The following is a 16,745-nucleotide window of genomic DNA, read 5'->3' on the forward strand; positions in this document are numbered from 1 at the left end:
CCTCCCAGTGGGAGATCGCCCCTCGGGCGACATCTCCCAGACTGACGCCCATCGGAGTCAGCACCTGGTCCGTACCGGCCACCAGGCCCGCGCCGCCCGTCCGAAGGGCGACATGTCACAGACTGGCGCCCGTCGGAGTGGTCCGACGGGCGCCAGCCTCAGTGCGATCCGGGCGTTGCCCGGTGGTGCGGGTTAGTGCGCGGCACCGCCGAGGCGCTGGCGGCGACGCCAGGCCAGGGTCAGCAGCAGCATGATCGCTCCGGCGCCGACCAGGCCGCCGCCCAGCTTCATGGGCGTGCCCAGGCTGTCACCCGTGACGGGCAGCGGCTGCTTCTTGTGCAGCACCCGCAGCTCGGTGGTGGCCGTACGACCGGACTCGCGACCGGTCGCGGTGAAGGTCAGCAGACCGGTCACCGACGGCTTGTAGCTCTTGGTGAAGCGACCCTGGGCGTTGGTGTTCGCCGTGAAGTTCAGGGGCGCGCTCGCCTGCTGGGCGACCGGGACCATGGCCACGGTGCTGCCGTCGCTGCGGCGAGCCGGAGCCTGACCGCCGGCGGGGGCGGCGATCGGGGTCACCGTCACCGCGATGTCGACGGTCTCGTTCGGACCGAAACCGGTGCCGGTCAGGACGACCGTCTCGCCGAGGAAGATCGTCGGCCGGTTGACGGTGAGCAGCGCGGCGGCCGGCGGATACGGCGGCGGCTGCGGCGGGTCAGTGGTCGCCGTGGTGCTGGGCGTCGGCTGCGGCTGTGCCGCCCCCGCTGCCGTCGGCACGGCCACCACGGCCAGGCCGACCGTGAGCGCCATGATGATGCGGGATAGCCGCATGATTGGTTCCCTCCTACTGGTCACAGCTTGGTGCGGAATGAACTTGGGTGGTCCAGGGGCTGGCGGTGGGGGTCAGCCGCAGTTCGGCCTGGCCGACGCCGGTCTTGGCCGTCAGCACGGTGACCTCCAGCGCCCTTTCGGCGCCGGGGCCAACGTCGACGCTGGCCGTTGCGACCTGGCGGCGGCGTTCGGTGCCGCTGCCCAGGGCCGTCTCGGCCCCGTCGAGCCGGGCATCGAGCACCGCCCCGCCGGCAGGGCTGAAGATCGACACCAACGTGCGGGCGGTGTACGGATCGCCAGCCAGGCCGAGGCCGAGGACCGACTCGCTAAGTCCGGACTTCGGCGCCGTCGAACGCAGGGTGACCCGCAACCGGAGCTCACGGCGTCCGTCGGGCCGGCATTCGCCGACCGTCATGTTCGCCGCCGGCCGCAGGTAGTAGCCGAGCTTCGCGCCGCTGCCGTCGTTGAGGAACACGCCGACGGTCGGCACGGTGTCCTGTTCCGGAAGCGTCCCGGCCATCCGGCTGTCGCCGAAGGTCCGCTGTTCCTCAGGTCGGGCACTCCAGAACAATATCCGCCGTTCGGTGATAGCACGGTCAAATGCGGACAACAACACCCGCGGGTTGACATTCTTCTTGAAGAAGGCATCAAACACCGAGGCTGCCGACGACGCGAAGAACTCGTCCTGCTGCTTCACGGTCAGCCGTTGGTAGCTGTCGTTGAGCAGGGTCTGCACGACCTTCTCGCTGGCGAGCGGGACCCCGCCGGGCACCAGGACCGGGCCGGTCGCCTTGAGCAGGTACGACAGCACCACCGGGTCCACGGCGAGCACGCCGTCGACGGTGGTGCCCGTCTTACGGCGGAACATCTCGCGGTACAGCGCCGCGGCGGTCGGGAAATGCGGGGACAGGTTCACGTCGGCCGGGTAGATGCCGGGCAGATCGGTCCAGAGCGCGCGGGTCTCGGCGGGCAGCTTCAACGCCGGGGTGAACTGGCCGAGCGAGGCACTGCTGCCCTGCTTGCCCATCTTCACCTTGCCGTTCTCCGCATCCATGATCGCGTACGCGCCGAACATGCCGCCGGTGGCGCGCAACTCGGCGAGGTTCTGCGAGACCAGTAGGTATCGTCGCGGGCCGCTCGCGCCGAGCAGTGGCGGCAACAGGCGGGCTCCCTGGTCGGCGGCCGAGGTGAGGCTGGACAGGCGGTCGATCTCGCCGCGCAGGTCGACCAGCGCCTGCCGGACCTGACTGACCAAGCTCTCGGTCGGCACCGCGGCCAGGTCTCGACGTGTCCGCTGCACCGACTCGTCCGCGCGGGTCAGTTCGGCGGATACGTCGCCGAGCCGGGCCAGGTCCAGTCGGCCGCCGGCCGGCACCAGGCTGGTCAGATCCGTCCGGAGCAGGGTCGGGAACGCCTGCCGGGCCAGCTCGTCGATGGCGATGGCGATCTGCCGGACGGCGTCGAGGTCGTCGCCGGCGACCGGGGTACGCCGACCGATCTGCCAACTCGGGTCACTCGTCGCCTTGCGGGCCGCGCCCGACTGCGCCTGCAGAGCGGCGAGCGTCCGCAGAGCACGGTCGGTGTCCCCACCGACCACCTGGGCGCTCAGCTCGCGAGCCAGACCGGCGGCGTTGAGCAGGTGGGCGCGTGCCTGCCAGCCGCGGAAGCCGACCCACCCGCCGGCTGCCAGCAGCAGCGAGCCGACCACCAGGGCACTGAGGAGGACGCGGCGCAGTCGGGCACGCCGACGACGCCGGGAGCGGCTCCGCCGCCGGGTCGGCCGTTCGCTTTCCGTCACACCACACTCCCGTTCGGAACCGGACAGATGGTCGATTCCCTGACGTTCTTAGCACGCCTCGGGGAACTTCGTACGCTTATTGCATTTATTGCCGTTTAAGCGAAGTTCCTTCGCGATTCGCCGGCTGGCTGCGCGAATCGCCCCGCCGCCTCGTGCAGCAGCTGCTCGATCCGGTCCACACCGGCGGGCAACGACATCTCCCGCAGGTACGCCGCCCGCCCCCGCCGACCCATCTCGGCGCGGGTCGGCGCAGGAATGGTCGCGGCCAACCAGAACCGGTCGGCCAGAGCAGCCCAGTCCTCCGGAGGGCAGGAAAGCCCAGCCCTGGCGCGCTCGACCAGCTCGGCCGTGTCTCCACCGGCCGACGCCACCACCGGTGCGGCGCACGAGAGCGCGGCCTGGAGCTTGCCCGGCACCGTGCCGCGCAGCTCCGGAAGGTCACGCAGCATGACCAGCTGATAGTCGGCGGCGGCGTACAGCTCGGGCATGTCGACCGGTGACCGTCGCTCCACGAAGCGGACGTTGTCCGCCCCCAGCTCGGCGGCGAGCCCCCGCACCCGCCGCTCAGCCGCCCCCGAACCGACCAGGACCAGATCCATCGTCCGGTCCAGTGCCGCCGCCGCCCGGACCGCCGTCTCCAGCCCCTGCCGCGCGCCGATGGTCCCGGCGTGCATCACCACGCACCGGCCGTCCCGTCGGATGAGCTGACGGGCCGCCGCGCCGGGCGTCACCGGATGGAAGATCCGCTCGTCGGTCCAGTTCAGCACCAGTCGGACCCGGGTCGGGTCGGCACCCGCGGCGACCACGAGATCCCGCATCGACGGCGCGGCCACCGCGATCCGGGCCGCGGCCCGGTAGATCCGGGTCATCGCGCTGCCCATCCGCGCCGCGAAGCGGCCCTCGCCCGTCTCGTCGGCGCCGTCCGAGGCCCAGACATCCTGCACGTGCAGCACCGCCGGCACCTGCCCGAGCAGCCGGAGCACCCCGGCGGTGGCGAACGTCGTCGCCGGCAGTTGGAAGACGTAGAGCGCGTCCACGTCGCGCAGGTAGCGGCGCGCGGCCAGCGTCGCGCTGCCGGCGAAGGAGAGATAGCTGGCCATCCGCGTTCCGGTGGACGCGGCACGACCGGAATAGCGCGGCACCCGTCGCACGGTCAGCCGTTCGCTGTGCGTCTCGTGGTGCCAACGCTGCCGCCAGCCGGGATAGACGTGCCCACCGGGGTAGTCCGGGAAGCCGGTGAGCACCCGGACCTCGTGCCCGCGCGCGGCCAGCTCCTCGGCGAGGCTGCCCGGGATGAACGCCGGCTCGGGCGGGAAGTGGTACGACAGGATGCCGATCTTCACCGCAGCGCCCCCGTCCGGCGCCGATCGACGTCGGTCGGCGCGGCACCACGACCGGCAGGCGTCCGGCGCGCGTACGATGCCGTCAACCCCTCCCCGCGCGGCCTTCGGCGTCGACGCACCGCCCTCGCGGTGCGGACACCCGCGTCCGCACCGATGAGAGGGGCACCGATGGCTGATCGCGTGTTGTTCGTCTGCCACGCCAACCTGTGCCGGTCGCCGATGGCCGAGTTCCTGGCCCGCCAGCTGTTGGCCGACCGGCCCGTCACCGTGGCCAGCGCCGGCACCGACGCGATCGACGGGCTGGCGATGCACCCGTACGCGATGGAGGTCGTGGCCGACAGCGGCGACGGCCCGGCGGCGTTCCGGACCCGGGGGTTGCGCCCGGAGTACCTGGCCGACGCGACGCTGGTGCTGACCGCGACCCGGCGCCAGCGCTCGGTCTGCACCGCGCTGGCACCGGCGGCGCTGCACCGGACGTTCACCGTGCGCCAGTTCGGCCGGCTGGCCGCGGCGGCCGAGCCGCTCGACGGGTCGACCGACGACCCGTTGGGCGCGGCGATCGCCGCCGCCGCCCAGGCCCGGGGACGGCTGCAACCTGCCGCCCCGGAGGCGGACGACCTCCGGGACCCGATCGGCGGCACCGCCGCCGACTTCCGACGCTGCGCCGAGGAGATCGAACGGTCACTGCGACCCCTCGCCGCGCTCATCGGGGCAACCGGGTGAGTTCCTGGGTGTGGTCGACGACGCCGTTGACCCCGTCGGTGGTCGCGACGTGCTTGCCGGACGCGCCCCGGTCGGTCGGCACCGACGTCTTGGGCGTCGAGGCGACCACCCGGTAGGCCTCGTACTGGTACGTCTCGGCCTTGGCCACCTTCGCCATGTTCAGCACGCAGCCGAGCAGCCGGACCGAGACCGAGTGCAGCGAGCGGGCCGCGGCGGCCACCTGGGTCCGGGAGGTACGGCCCTGCTGGGTCACCAGCAGGGCACCGTCGGCCTGCACGGCGACGACCACGCCGTCGGTCACCGCAAGCAGCGGAGCGGTATCGATGATCACGATGTCCGCCGACTCGCGCAGCGCCAGCAACAGGTCCGACATGGCCTTCGAGCCGAGCAGCTCGCTCGGGTTCGGCGGTGCGGACCCGCTGGGCAGCACCAGTAGCGACTTGTCCCCCCAGCGCTGCACGACATCCCCGACCTGCACGTCGCCGACCAGCACGTCGGTGAGGCCGACGCCAGCGTCCAGGCCCAGGTAGTCGTCGACCTTCGGACGGCGCAGGTCCGCGTCGACCAGCAGGACCCGCCAGCCGGCCTCGGCGAGCGCGATCGCCAGGTTGCAGGAGAGAGTCGTCTTGCCCTCGCCCTGCAGGGCGCTGGTCACGGCGATGACCCGGGCCGGCTCGTGGACATCGACGAAGCGCAGGTTGGTCCGCAGCTTGCGAACCGCCTCGGCACGCGCCGAGGTCGCGGCCTCGCCCACGATCAGCGGCGCGGTGCGGGCGCTGGCCTCGAACGGGATCTCGCCGAGCAGCGGGCTGCCGGTGGCGCGTTGCAGGCCGGCGGAGTCGCGCAACCGCACGTCGGCGATGCCGCGCAGGATCGCCAGGCCGACGCCGAGGAGCAGCCCGATCAGGCCGCCGAGGGTGAGGTTGCGGACCGGCTGCGGCGAGACGGGGTTGGCGCTCACCCGCGGGCCGCTGACTACTTCGATCTTGATCGGTGCCTTGCCTTCGGGCGTCGTCTCGACCTTCTGCACCAGTTCGACGAACTTCGCCGCGAGGGTTTCCGTCACCCGCAGCGCGCGGGTCTGGTCGGTGTCGGTGACCGACGCCCGCAGCAGAACCGTGCCGGTCTCGGTCGAGGTGCTCACCCGGCGCTGCACCTCGTCCGCGGTGAGGCCCACCGGCGTCTCGGCCACCACGCTCTGCGCCAGCCGGTCGCTGCTGAGCAGGTCGGCGTACGACTTGACACGCTGCTGGAGGAAGAGCCCACCCTGGTAGGCCTCGCTGATGCCGGAGTTGGGGGTGGTGACGAAGAAGGTCACCGAGGCGACGTACCGGGGTTGGGCCCGCACGGTCACGAACGCCGAGACGCCCAGAGCCACCATGATCGTGATCAGCGGTACCCACCAGTGCCGACGCACGTGACGCAAATGGCGGAGCAGGTCCATCAGGAGCGCCTCCGTGCCGGTCCGGTTACGCCAGAAAACTTCACGAAATCCCCCAAGGTCGTCTCGAAACCCGTGAAACCATTAAAGCGGTTGATGCGCCTTATGTCCGGAGTTAGGTATTTTCCGCTGTGCGTTGTGCATCCGCATGACCAACCCGACAAACACCCATTCGGCTGCGGCGACACCGAGGAAAAAGTCGAAAGCCGATCGGGTGGCATCCGATCGGCCCACCGTTCGCCGCCGGACACGAAGCCGGATAGGGTCGGCAGCGGTGTGCCGGGAAGTCTGGTCGGCGAGTGGATTCCTGCCGTCCTGACTCCCGAGGTGACCCCGCACATGACCTCCCGCACCCCGCCATCCGAGCAGCGCCCGCAGCGGACCCGGCTGTTCTCCCGCTCGTCGTGGCCGCAGGCTCGACACCTGGCCGACGTGCTGCGCACCGAGACGGTCGGTGGCGCGCTGCTGCTGCTCGGTGCCGTGATCGCGCTGACCTGGGCCAACTCCCCCTGGTCGGCCTCGTACACCCGACTCGGGGCCTGGGTGCCCTGGCCCGGCGGCGCGTTTGCGCACCTCGACCTGGACGTGGCCACCTGGGCGGCGGACGGCCTGCTGGCCATCTTCTTCTTCGTGGTGGGTCTGGAACTCAAGCGGGAGTTCGTGGCCGGTGAACTGCGTGACCCACGCAGGGCGGTGCTGCCCGTGGTGGCCGCCCTCGGGGGGATGCTGCTGCCGGCGCTGTTCTACGTGGGGGTCGTCCTGAGCGCCGGCGGGGAGGGACTGCGCGGCTGGGCCATCCCCACCGCGACCGACATCGCCTTCGCGCTGGCCGTGCTCGCGGTGGTCAGCTCACACCTGCCCCAGGGCCTGCGCGCCTTCCTGCTCACCCTCGCCGTGGTCGACGACCTCTTCGCGATCACCATCATCGCGGTCTTCTACACCGCCGACTTCCACCCTGTTCCGCTGCTCGCGGCGCTGGTGCCGATCGGGCTCTTCGCCCTGCTGGTGCAGCGCGGGCGCACCTGGTGGTGGGCGCTGATCCCCCTCGCGACCGCCGCCTGGGCGCTGGTGCACGCCTCGGGTGTGCACGCCACGGTGGCCGGCGTCCTGCTCGGTTTCACGGTCCCGGTGCTGGCCCGCCGCCGCACGATGGCCGGTGGCCAACCGGCTACCGGGTCGGACGAGGGCGGGCTCGCCGCACGCCTGGAGCACCGGTGGCGCCCGGTGTCGGCCGGCTTCGCGGTGCCGGTCTTCGCGCTGTTCGCCGCCGGGGTCACGCTGCGCGGCAGCGACCTCGGCGCCCTGCTGACCGACCCGGTCGTGATCGCCGTCGTCGCCGGCCTGGTCCTCGGCAAGAGCATCGGCATCTTCGGCTCGACGTACCTGCTGGCCCGGTTCACCCGCGCCGAACTGGACGAGGACATCACCTGGGCGGACCTGCTCGGGATCGCCCTGTTGGCCGGCGTCGGGTTCACCGTCTCGCTGCTCATCGGCGATCTGGCCTTCGGTGCCGGCAGCACGACCGACGGTCGGGTCAAGGTGGCCGTGCTGCTCGGGTCGGTGATCTCCGCCGGCCTGGCCGCCACGGTGCTCGTCCGCCGCAACGCGACGTACCGCCGGGTGGCGGAGCGGGAGCGGCTCGACGCCGACGGCGACGGCGTGCCCGACGTCTACCAGCGGCCCGCCGGCGGCTGAGCGGGTGGCGGCGCGGGCCGGCGAACGGCCGACCCGCGCGGCCCGCCGCGTGCCTGCGGCACGACGGGCTGCCGGTCAGCGGCGACGATCGGCGGGTGGCAGGTCCTCGGTCTCCTCGACAACCGCCTCCGCCGCCGGGGCGGTGAGGTCGTCGCCCGGCACCGCCACCGCCTCGACGCGATCCTGCTCGTCGGCCTTGCCGCCGGGCGGCGGCTCGGGAGCGGTGCCCGCCCCGGAGAAGCCGTACTCGTTCGGTTCGTCGTGCCGGCTCATATGGTTATCCTCCCATTTTCCCGGTTCCACGTCTCAGCGCCAACGGTAGGTGGTGATCGTCCCCGCCGCAGGGTGGCGGGGATTGTCGTCCGGACCACGGCGGTGGAGCGCTCAGTGCCGCCCCGAGCAGTTGACGCAGGGCGATGATCGCCACCGCGCCGGCCAGGCCGTTCCAGCCGGGGTCGCCAGCCAGCCGCAGCAGACCGGCCGCCGTCAGCAGGTCCAACAGCAGCCGGACGCCGGTTCGCAGCGCCCCGGTGCTGAGCACCGTGACCACCCCGACGACCAGGGCCAGAGCGGTGACCGCCGTGAGCAGGATGCCGATCACCGGGGAGACTCCCCCTCGGTCACCTGGCGCTGCTCCTGACGGATCTCCCGGCCCAGGAAGTAGTTCAACGCCGTTCGGATCGTCGCGATGGCCGCCAGTTGACCGATCTGCTCGAACGACGGCGACACCGCGGTCCGCAGCACGTCGGCCGCCAACTGGAATTCGAGGCCGAGGGTCAGGAACCGGCCGAGCGAGAGCCGGATCGGCGTGAAACGGGCGGCGGAGCGGTGTCGTAGCCCCTCGACCACGAACCGCACCGCCGCCCAGACCGCGCCAACGAAGATCACCAGTGCGCCGGCCACCTCCACCACGGCCACCAGCACCTGGTCGCCCTGACGCAACAGCTCGGCCGGCTCCACCCCGGGCCGTTACCCGCCCTCGGTGCAGCTAGTCGGCTCAGGTCAGCTCGTTCACCGCCTCCAGGATCAACCAGAGACCGGAGATGGCGAACAGGATCGCGGCGCCGTACTTGATGGCCTTCTCCGGCAGCCGGCGACCGAGCATCCGGCCGACCAGGATGGCCAACGCGTCCGCCGCCACCATGCCCAGGGTGGAGCCGAGCCAGGTGCCGAACCAGCCGTACTTGGTGGCCAGCGTGATCGTGGCAAGCATCGTCTTGTCACCCAGCTCGGCCAGGAAGAACGCCACCGACACCGCGACCAGCGCGGTCTTGTTGGTCTTCTCGGCCTTGCGCTTCTCCTCCTCGGTGAGCTTGTCCCCGCGCAGGGTCCACGCCCCGAAACCAAGGAACGCCACACCGGCCACCAGGGAGATCCACTCGGTCGGCAACACCGCCCCGAGACCCGCGCCGATGGCCACCGACGCCAGGTGCACCACCGCCGTGGCGACGGTGATGCCGATCAGCACCGGAACCGGCTTGAACCGCGTGGCGAAGGTCAGCGCCATCAGCTGGGACTTGTCCCCCAGCTCGGCGACGAAGATGACGCCGAAGCTGACGACCAGCGCGGCGAAAAATCCCTCCATGACGTCCTTCCCGCTCATGCCGGGAGGAGGTACAGGGGCGCCCTCGACCCGGCTGCAACAGCCTGAGTCGAAGGTCTCGCCCGCCTCGGAAACCGAGGCCGCGTGGCCGGATGCGGAACGCACCAGTATGTCGACCACGACATTGGGGGCTACTCCCCTTCGCCCGGTCAGCCTAACCGATCATCGGCGGGCCGGTTCGAGGCGGGTGAACAGGCTCACCGGGCTCGCGCCAACGTCACCCCGAAGAGACCTCCCGGGTCGGTCCAGAAATCCGTCGTGTCGAAGCCCGCCGTGGCCAACTCCGCGGCGATCCCCTCCGGTCGAAACTTCGCCGAGACCTCGGTGCGCAGGTCCTCCCCCGCGGCGAAGTCGACGGTCATGCCCAGCACCCGCACCCGCATCGGCCGGGTCGCCCGCAACCGCATCTCGATCCACTCATGGTCCGGGTCCCAGAGGGCGACGTGAGCGAACGCCTCCGGGTCGAAATCCGCACCCAACTCACGGTTGATCACCCGCAGCACGTTGCGGTTGAACTCGGCGGTGACCCCGGCCGCGTCGTCGTAGGCGGGCACGATCACCGACGGATCCTTCACCAGGTCGGTGCCGAGCAGCAGCCAGTCGCCGGCCTCCAGCGCGGCGCGCATCGCCGTCAGGAACCCGGCCCGCTCCGCGGGCAGCAGGTTGCCGATGGTGCCACCCAGGAACACCACCAGACGCCGGCCACCGGTGGGCAGCCGGTCCAGTTGCCGGGTGAAGTCTCCCACGATGCCCCGAACCCGCAGGCCCGGATAGTCGGCGGCGATCTGGGCGGTGGACCCCCGCAGGGCGCTGACCGACACGTCGAGCGGGACGAACGTGCCCAGCCCGCCCTGACCGGTGAGCGCGTCCAACAGCAGGCGGGTCTTCTCCGACGAGCCGGAGCCCAACTCGATCAGAGTCTTGGCGCCGGTCAGCGCCGCGATGTCAGGGGCGCGCTCGGCCAGCACCGCCCGCTCGGCCCGGGTGGGGTAGTACTCCGGAAGTCGGGTGATCTCCTCGAACAACTCACTGCCCCGGGCGTCGTAGAACCACTTCGGCGGCAGCCACTTCTGCCCGGCGCTGAGCCCGGCCCGGACGTCGTCGCGCAGGCCACGCTCCAGATCGCGCTCCTCGAGGTAGATCTCCAGCGGTTCCGCGGTCATCGGTTCGCCTCTCTGCTCGATCAACTCTGCTCGATCAACCGTTGCGTGCCCAACCGGTGCGACTCACCGGGTCGGCAGTGGACCTACCCGCACCTCGTCAGCGGTGGCGACCACCAGATGCCCCTCCGGCACCGCCCGCCACCCGGGATCGTCGTCGTGCGGCTCCGAGGCGAGCAGCACCGAACCGGGCCCCTCGCGTACCGACAGGGCGTGCCCGGCCACGCTGGCCACCGCCCGGTGACCGTCGGTGAGCAGCAGGTTGAGCCGTGACCCGGGGGCGGCCGCGGCGACGTCGGCCACCGTCTGCCCGACGGCGTCCGCCGGGTCGTCGCCGGCCCGCAACCGATGCCGCACCAGCGCCCAGAGCAACGCCGAGTCGGTGGCGGCGTCCAGGGTGAGCAGGTCACGGACCGGCAGACCGGCGGCGAGCGGCACCACGGCGTCCGGCCAGCCACGAACCACCCCGTTGTGGCTGAACAACCACCGCCCCTCGGCGAAGGGCGCGGCAGCGCCGTCGAGCACCGCCATCCCGACGGTTGCCGACCGCACCGCCGCCAGCAGCGCGCCGGCGCGGGTCACCGACGCGAGCTGGGCGATGGTCGGGTCGCTCCAGATCGGCTGCGCCCGCCGGTAGCGCACCGGCTCACCCTCGCCCGGATACCAGCCGACGCCGAACCCGTCGGCGTTGATGGTGCCGCCGCCGCGCATGTCCCGGGGAGCCCAGGACTGGCGCACCAGCGAGTGCGGAGGGTCGAACAGGACCTCGGCCAGGATGACCGGCGGCCCCAGATAGACCAGGTGACGACACATTTAGCGCCCCCGGCGGCCGAGCCCACCGTGACTCACCGGGACGACTCGTCGGGCCGGGCGTCGCGGGCGCAGCGGAAACCGCTGAAGATCTGCCGGCGGATCGGATGGTCCCAGTTGCGGAAGGTGCCCCGGCAGGCGGAACGGTCGGTGCCGAACGAGCCACCACGCAGCACCCGGTAGTCGCCACCGAAGAAGACCTCCGAGTATTCGCGGTAGGGAAACGCGGTGAAGCCGGGATGCCCGCCGAACGCGCTCGACGTCCACTCCCAGACGTCACCGATGAGCTGGTGCACCCCCAACGGCGAGACACCCGCCGGGTACGCGCCCACCGGCGCCGGCCGCAGATGACGTTGGCCGAGGTTGGCGTGCGCCTCGGTCGGGTCGTCGTCCCCCCAGGGGTAACGGCGTGACCGCCCGGTCGCCGGGTCCCAACGGGCCGCCTTCTCCCACTCCGCCTCGGACGGCAACCGTTTACCGGCCCACGCCGCGTACGCCTGCGCCTCGTAGAAGCACACGTGCACCACCGGCTCGTCCGCGCGCACCCGGCTCCACCGGCCGAAACGCTGGTAGGACCATTCGTCGCCGTCCCGACGCCAGTGCATCGGCGCCGCCAGCCCCTCCCGGAGCCGATGTGCCCAGCCGGCCGGGCTCCACCAACGCTGATCGCCGTAGCCGTCCTGCGCTATGAAGGCCGCGAACTGCCCGTTGGTGACCGGGGCGGCGTCGATGACAAAGGCCGGGAGGCCGACCCGGTGCGCCGGGCGTTCGTTGTCCAACGCCCACGGGTCGGTGTCGGTGCCCATGGTGAACTCCCCGGCCGGCACCAGCACCTCCCCGCCGACCCGCACGGACGGCTCCGGCGGCGACGGCGCGTGCAACACCGCCGGCCCCGAGCGCAGTTGGTGGGTGGCGAGCATGGTCTCGTCGTGCTGCTGCTCGTGCTGCACGATCATGCCGAACGCGAACCCGTCGGCGACCAGCGGCCGCTCGGTGAAGGCCACCGCGTCGAGCAGATCATGCACCTTGTCCCGGACCGTGCCCAGGTAGGCGCGCGCCTCCGCGGGCGCCAGCAGGGGCAGCGCCGGGCGGTCCCGGCGCGGCTGCTTGAACGCGTCGTACAGCTCGTCGATGTCGCACCGGACCGGCTCACGCCCCCCGACGTCGCGGACCAACCACAGCTCCTCCTGGTTGCCCACGTGGGCGAGGTCCCAGACCAGCGGCGACATCAGCGGGGAGTGTTGGCGCATCAGGTCGGCGTCGTCGACCACCTCGGTCAACAACGTGGTGCGGGCACGGGCTCGCGCCAGCTCCGCCGCGATCCGGTCGCGCAACCGCTCCCCGTCGACGTGCCCGACCCTGCTGGCGGTCACCGCTTCGCTCCTCGCGCTCACGGCGTCTCTGTCCGTGCCCGACTGCGGGGCTCGCAACCCCGGCTCACTCCTCGCGCTCACGGCGTCTCTGTCCGTGCCCGACTGCGGGGCTCGCAACCCCGGCTCACTCCTCGCGCTCACGGCGTCTCCCCTCTGGGCGGCGGCCAGCCGCCCTCGTACGCCTCGCTCGATGTCGTCGTGGGTGCTGGCCGGCAGGTCCAGCCCGGGCAGGGTGCGCAGGGCCAGGTCGAGCAGCGCCGCCGCGGCAGCGGCCAGCGCGGGGTCGGCCAGGCCGTACCGGGCGGCAGCCGACCAGCGGTGCGCCACCGGCGCGGCGATCGCGTACGCGCCGCGCAGCGTGCCCGGGTCGTGGAAGAGGGCGCTCAGCACCGCCAGCGGGAGCCGCCAGTCCCGCCCGGGTTGGGCGTCCAGGTAGCGCAGCTCCAGGTAACCGCGTGGCCGTACCGGCGGGAAGAGCGTGCTGACGTGGTAGTCGAGATCGTCGGTGGTGGGTGGTTCCGGCAGCGCGCCGTCGAGCCAGTCGGCGAAGGTCACACCGGCCGGCGCGGCCCAGTCGGAGCCGTGCCGACGCCGGCAGAGCAGTGGCGCGGCGAGCACGTACCGGACCCAGGTGGCGGTCGGGTCCTCGGCGGCGTGGCCCGGCGTCCAGACCGGGTGGGTGCGGGCCGGGTCGATGGCCAGCCAGGCGGCCATCCGGGCGGAGGCCCAGCCGGTGCGTCGCCCGGCGTGTCGGGCGGCCGACGCGAACGCCGCCAACAGGGGCGGCCCGACGGCGTGGGCCGTGGCCCAGCGGTCAGCGACCTGGTCAGGCTCGCCGGCGTCGAGACAGATCTGGAGGCCGGCGGTGCTGTACATCATGGTGCGGCCGGCCGGACCGCGCCGGTCGAAGGCGCCGCGCATCGCGCGGTAGCGGGGAGTTTCCAACACCGGACGGGGCCGTCGGTGTGGGTCGATGCCGCTGCGGCCGAGAATCAGCCCGGCGGTGGCCAGCAGGTCGGTGACCTGGGCGATGTCGGCCTCGGTGGCGCGGATCAACGCGGCGGTCGAGGCGCGGGGCGGGGTGGAGATCTCCAACTGGCCACCCGGCTCCAGGGTCACCATGCCGCCGTGCCGCAGGGGCTCGGCCGGGCTGGTGGGATCCAGTGTGACGGGGCTGTGGCGCCCCAGCGCCGCCCGCAGCCTGGTCGGATCGACCGGGCGGACGGGGTCGGCGGCGTCGTGCACGGTCCATTCCAGTTCGACGCCGGTGTGCGTCGGTGGACCGGTCTTGAAGCAGATCCGGGCGAGATGCCGGCCTGCGGCTGCGGACTCGCGCAGAATGGCGCTGCGGTCCAACTCGGGCGACGTCACCAACGGTCCGGCCCCCTCTCGTGTGCCGACTTCGCGACACACTGCCACCGTAAACCCACCCACCGACACCGTCGGGGCGTGCACGGCGCCACCAACTTCTGTCTAACAGACGAATTTCCGGCGCAGGGCGGAACGGACCGCCCCCGGTCGCCGACCACTCACTGCGGGCTGGGGCGGCCCGTCGGTGGACGTGACGGGGTGACCTTCGACGGTGCGGACGGCTTCGCCTCGGGCACCAACCGCAGGCAGTACTCCTCGACCTGGCCGGCGCTGCCGGCGGCCGTCACCAGTCTCTCGAACGCGGGCGTCCGCAGTGCCTTCTCCCGCTGGTCGGGCTTCTTGGCCAGCCAGGCGCGGCACAGACCGTGCAGCGAGCCGCCAGGCGCGGTGTGCGTCGGTGGAGTGCCGGGCGCAGGTGGCGTGCCGGGCGACGGCGGGTGGTGCGACGGAGTGCCGGGAGACGGACTTCCCGGGGAGGACGGCGATCGACTGGGCTCGCCGGATCGGGGCGAAGCCGGGCCCGTCGCAGGTGACGTGCGGGTCGGTTCCGGTGCGAGCGGGCCGGGCACCCAGTCCTGACTGACCGCGGCGAAGGCGGCACCCGCCGTCGCGGTGACGGCCACCGCACCGATCCAGGCCACCGCGCCGGTGGTCAGACGGCGACCGTGCGGCCGGTGCGGCACCGACGGCGACGGGTCTGCTCGGGCCGCCCGGAACGCGGCCACCGCCGCGTCCTCGCCAGCCAACTCTCCGGGGAGGCCCGGGCCGGCGGCAGCCGCCAGCAGCCGCGCCACCGGCTCGGCGGGGGCCGACCCCTGGACCTGGGCGGACGTCGAGGGGGCGTCGGCCTGGCCCGACACGACGTCGAAGGTCCCGTGGGCGGAGTCGAGCAGCCGTTCGGTTTCGGCATGGTCGGCCCGCCGGAACGGGTTCATCGGGAATCCCCTCATGTCAGCCGTCCGCCGGCTCGGTGTGCGACGCCCGCAGGGTCGGACCGCTGGCCGTACGGGGCGGCGGCACCCCCTCGACACCGACGGGCAACCCGGCCGCGTCCTCGCGCTCCAGCAGGGCTGCGAGCCGCCGCAGCCCTCGGTGGGCGGCGGTCCGGACAGCACCGGCCCGACGACCCAGCACACGGCCGGCGGAACCCGCGTCGAGCCCGATCACCGCCCGTAACAGGACGGCTTCGGCCTCGCGGGGTGGCAGGGTCGCGATCAGCGCCAGGGCGGTCTCGGTGCCGATCGTCTCGCTGGCCCCCTCGGCGGTGTCGGCGTCGCTGGCGAGGTCGGCGAGCGCCTGCACCGGGACCGGAAGTGACGGGCGGCGGCGCAGTCGGCGCAGGTGGTCCATCGCCCGGTTGCGGGCGATGGTGACGGTCCAGGCGCGGAACTCGCCGCCGGTGAAGCTGGGCAGGTCACGGGAGATCTGCAGCCAGGTCTCGGAGGCGACGTCCTCGGCGTCCGCGCCGACCAGTGCGGTCAGGTACCGCAGCAGGCCCGGCTGGAGGCTGCGGTAGAGGAAGCGGAAGGCCTCCTCGTCCCCGCTCTGTGCCGCGCCGACCGCTTCCGACAGGTCGCCGGTCATCCGCGACCCGTGCGCAGCCCGGGGCACGCCGGCCCGATCCGCCGCGCGGAGGCGGACCACGCGGTACGAGAGGACCGCCCGACCAACTCCCGCACCCGCACCGCCCCCCGCCGATCTGATCGTGCCCTCGACCGGAGTGGTCCGGGCAGGACGTCCGGGGCCGACGCCAGGGTGGGCGGCGCGGCACGACCGCGCGCCGAAGTCGCCGGGCGGGCCCGAGCCGGGCTAACGCTAGGAGGGGGACCACCGACGAGCAAGTCGGCACCGTGTCACGGAAGAGTGACAATTATCAACCCGACGCACGGCGCGTTGTCGTAACAGTCGGTGCCCGCGACTCGCGCTGCGTGCCGGAGGGCGGATTTTTACGGCCGTCGGGCGTTCGGATGCCGAAAGATGTCAGTTTTCGTCACACCACGTCGCGGCCCGGTCACGGAGACGCAGCGTCCACAGAGGTCAAGCCGATGACCCGACGCGTACCACCCACTCGGCCGACCGGCCGCGGCGCGCCGCGCGCCGCCGCTCTAGGTACGGTAATGCGGTGTTGTCATCGGAGGTCGTGCTCAGCGGTCGGTACCGCTTGGACGAACGTGTCGCCACCGGCGGTATGGGCGATGTCTGGCGTGCCTCCGACCTGATCCTCGGCCGGCAGGTCGCGGTCAAGGTCCTGCTGCCGGCGTTGGTCTCCGACCCCGACTTCATCGCCCGGTTCCGGGCCGAGGCCCGGATCATGGCGGCGCTGCGGCACCCCGGCATCGTGCAGGTGTTCGACAGCGGCGCGGATGATCTGCCCGACGGCGGGCGTGCGGACTACCTCGTCATGGAGTTCGTCGCCGGCGAGCCGTTGTCCAAGCGGATCGAGACCGCCGGCCGGCTCGACGTGGCCGAGACGATGTCGATCGTGGCCCAGGCGGCCGCCGCGCTGAACGCGGCGCACCGCGGTGGCATCGTTCACCGCGACGTCAAGCCCAGCAACCTGTTGGTGCACGAGGACGGCACGGTCGTCCTGGTGGACTTCG

Annotated in this window: 16 protein-coding genes and 1 pseudogene; 3 read left to right on the forward strand and 14 right to left on the reverse strand. The window is 72.3% G+C overall.

Annotated elements, in window-relative coordinates:
* Nucleotides 1–192: 192 nt before the first annotated feature.
* The 3 genes from LADH09A_RS21670 to LADH09A_RS21680 all read right to left on the reverse strand — a co-directional run bounded on the left by LADH09A_RS21670 (nucleotide 193) and on the right by LADH09A_RS21680 (nucleotide 3,969).
* Nucleotides 193–828 carry a hypothetical protein gene (locus LADH09A_RS21670; RefSeq protein WP_238647296.1) on the reverse strand — a complete coding sequence of 212 codons (636 nt, stop codon included), beginning with the start codon at nucleotides 826–828 and terminating at the stop codon, nucleotides 193–195.
* Between the two features lie 13 nt (nucleotides 829–841).
* Nucleotides 842–2,626, reverse strand: coding sequence for a DUF4012 domain-containing protein (locus LADH09A_RS21675; RefSeq protein WP_238647297.1), 1,785 nt, complete (start codon nucleotides 2,624–2,626; stop codon nucleotides 842–844).
* Nucleotides 2,627–2,721: 95 nt separating this feature from the next.
* Nucleotides 2,722–3,969: a glycosyltransferase family 4 protein gene (locus LADH09A_RS21680; RefSeq protein ID WP_238647298.1), complete on the reverse strand. Its 1,248-nt coding sequence runs from the start codon at nucleotides 3,967–3,969 to the stop codon at nucleotides 2,722–2,724.
* 168 nt (nucleotides 3,970–4,137) lie between these two features.
* On the opposite strand from LADH09A_RS21680, the gene LADH09A_RS21685 reads away from it, so the two are divergent.
* Nucleotides 4,138–4,692: an arsenate reductase/protein-tyrosine-phosphatase family protein gene (locus LADH09A_RS21685; protein WP_238647299.1), complete on the forward strand. Its 555-nt coding sequence runs from the start codon at nucleotides 4,138–4,140 to the stop codon at nucleotides 4,690–4,692.
* On the opposite strand, the gene LADH09A_RS21690 is transcribed toward LADH09A_RS21685, so the two are convergent.
* Nucleotides 4,673–6,136: a tyrosine-protein kinase domain-containing protein gene (locus LADH09A_RS21690; protein ID WP_238647300.1), complete on the reverse strand. Its 1,464-nt coding sequence runs from the start codon at nucleotides 6,134–6,136 to the stop codon at nucleotides 4,673–4,675. The genes LADH09A_RS21685 and LADH09A_RS21690 overlap by 20 nt on opposite strands.
* Before the next feature lie 336 nt (nucleotides 6,137–6,472).
* Here LADH09A_RS21690 and nhaA point away from each other — a divergent pair, with 336 nt between their 5' ends.
* Entirely contained in the window at nucleotides 6,473–7,828 is a 1,356-nt protein-coding gene (nhaA, locus tag LADH09A_RS21695; RefSeq protein ID WP_238647317.1) for a Na+/H+ antiporter NhaA, read from the forward strand.
* 75 nt (nucleotides 7,829–7,903) lie between these two features.
* On the opposite strand, the gene LADH09A_RS21700 is transcribed toward nhaA, so the two are convergent.
* The 10 genes and pseudogenes from LADH09A_RS21700 to LADH09A_RS21745 form a co-directional block, all read right to left on the reverse strand.
* On the reverse strand, nucleotides 7,904–8,101 hold the full coding sequence (locus tag LADH09A_RS21700; RefSeq protein WP_238647301.1) for a hypothetical protein: 198 nt from the start codon (nucleotides 8,099–8,101) through the stop codon (nucleotides 7,904–7,906).
* 4 nt (nucleotides 8,102–8,105) lie between these two features.
* Entirely contained in the window at nucleotides 8,106–8,429 is a 324-nt protein-coding gene (locus LADH09A_RS21705) for a hypothetical protein (protein ID WP_238647302.1), read from the reverse strand.
* Nucleotides 8,426–8,788 (reverse strand): DUF1622 domain-containing protein, encoded by a 363-nt coding sequence (locus LADH09A_RS21710; protein WP_238647303.1) that lies wholly within the window; start codon nucleotides 8,786–8,788, stop codon nucleotides 8,426–8,428. Before LADH09A_RS21710 ends, LADH09A_RS21705 begins: the two co-directional genes overlap by 4 nt.
* Nucleotides 8,789–8,825: 37 nt before the next feature.
* Nucleotides 8,826–9,413, reverse strand: a complete 588-nt coding sequence (locus LADH09A_RS21715; RefSeq protein ID WP_238647318.1) for a TMEM165/GDT1 family protein — start codon at nucleotides 9,411–9,413, stop codon at nucleotides 8,826–8,828.
* A 215-nt stretch (nucleotides 9,414–9,628) separates the two neighbouring features.
* The gene (gene egtD / locus LADH09A_RS21720) at nucleotides 9,629–10,594 is read right to left on the reverse strand and encodes an L-histidine N(alpha)-methyltransferase (protein ID WP_238647304.1); all 966 of its coding nucleotides are present in this window, start codon (nucleotides 10,592–10,594) and stop codon (nucleotides 9,629–9,631) included.
* A gap of 63 nt (nucleotides 10,595–10,657) precedes the next feature.
* Nucleotides 10,658–11,404 carry an ergothioneine biosynthesis protein EgtC gene (gene egtC / locus LADH09A_RS21725; protein WP_238647305.1) on the reverse strand — a complete coding sequence of 249 codons (747 nt, stop codon included), beginning with the start codon at nucleotides 11,402–11,404 and terminating at the stop codon, nucleotides 10,658–10,660.
* Between the two features lie 32 nt (nucleotides 11,405–11,436).
* Nucleotides 11,437–12,774, reverse strand: coding sequence for an ergothioneine biosynthesis protein EgtB (gene egtB, locus LADH09A_RS21730; RefSeq protein WP_238647319.1), 1,338 nt, complete (start codon nucleotides 12,772–12,774; stop codon nucleotides 11,437–11,439).
* Nucleotides 12,775–12,924: 150 nt separating this feature from the next.
* Nucleotides 12,925–14,148, reverse strand: a pseudogene (egtA, locus tag LADH09A_RS21735) (ergothioneine biosynthesis glutamate--cysteine ligase EgtA); the annotation flags it as partial.
* Nucleotides 14,149–14,303: 155 nt separating this feature from the next.
* Entirely contained in the window at nucleotides 14,304–15,080 is a 777-nt protein-coding gene (locus tag LADH09A_RS21740) for a hypothetical protein (protein ID WP_238647306.1), read from the reverse strand.
* A gap of 16 nt (nucleotides 15,081–15,096) precedes the next feature.
* The gene (locus tag LADH09A_RS21745; RefSeq protein ID WP_238647307.1) at nucleotides 15,097–15,729 is read right to left on the reverse strand and encodes an RNA polymerase sigma factor; all 633 of its coding nucleotides are present in this window, start codon (nucleotides 15,727–15,729) and stop codon (nucleotides 15,097–15,099) included.
* Nucleotides 15,730–16,267: 538 nt separating this feature from the next.
* Between LADH09A_RS21745 and LADH09A_RS21750 the strand changes: the two genes are divergently transcribed.
* The coding region (locus LADH09A_RS21750; protein ID WP_238647308.1) for a serine/threonine-protein kinase at nucleotides 16,268–16,745 on the forward strand (478 nt) is incomplete at its 3' end.

This window comes from Micromonospora cabrerizensis (assembly GCF_022230955.1).
Taxonomy (GTDB): domain Bacteria; phylum Actinomycetota; class Actinomycetes; order Mycobacteriales; family Micromonosporaceae; genus Micromonospora; species Micromonospora cabrerizensis.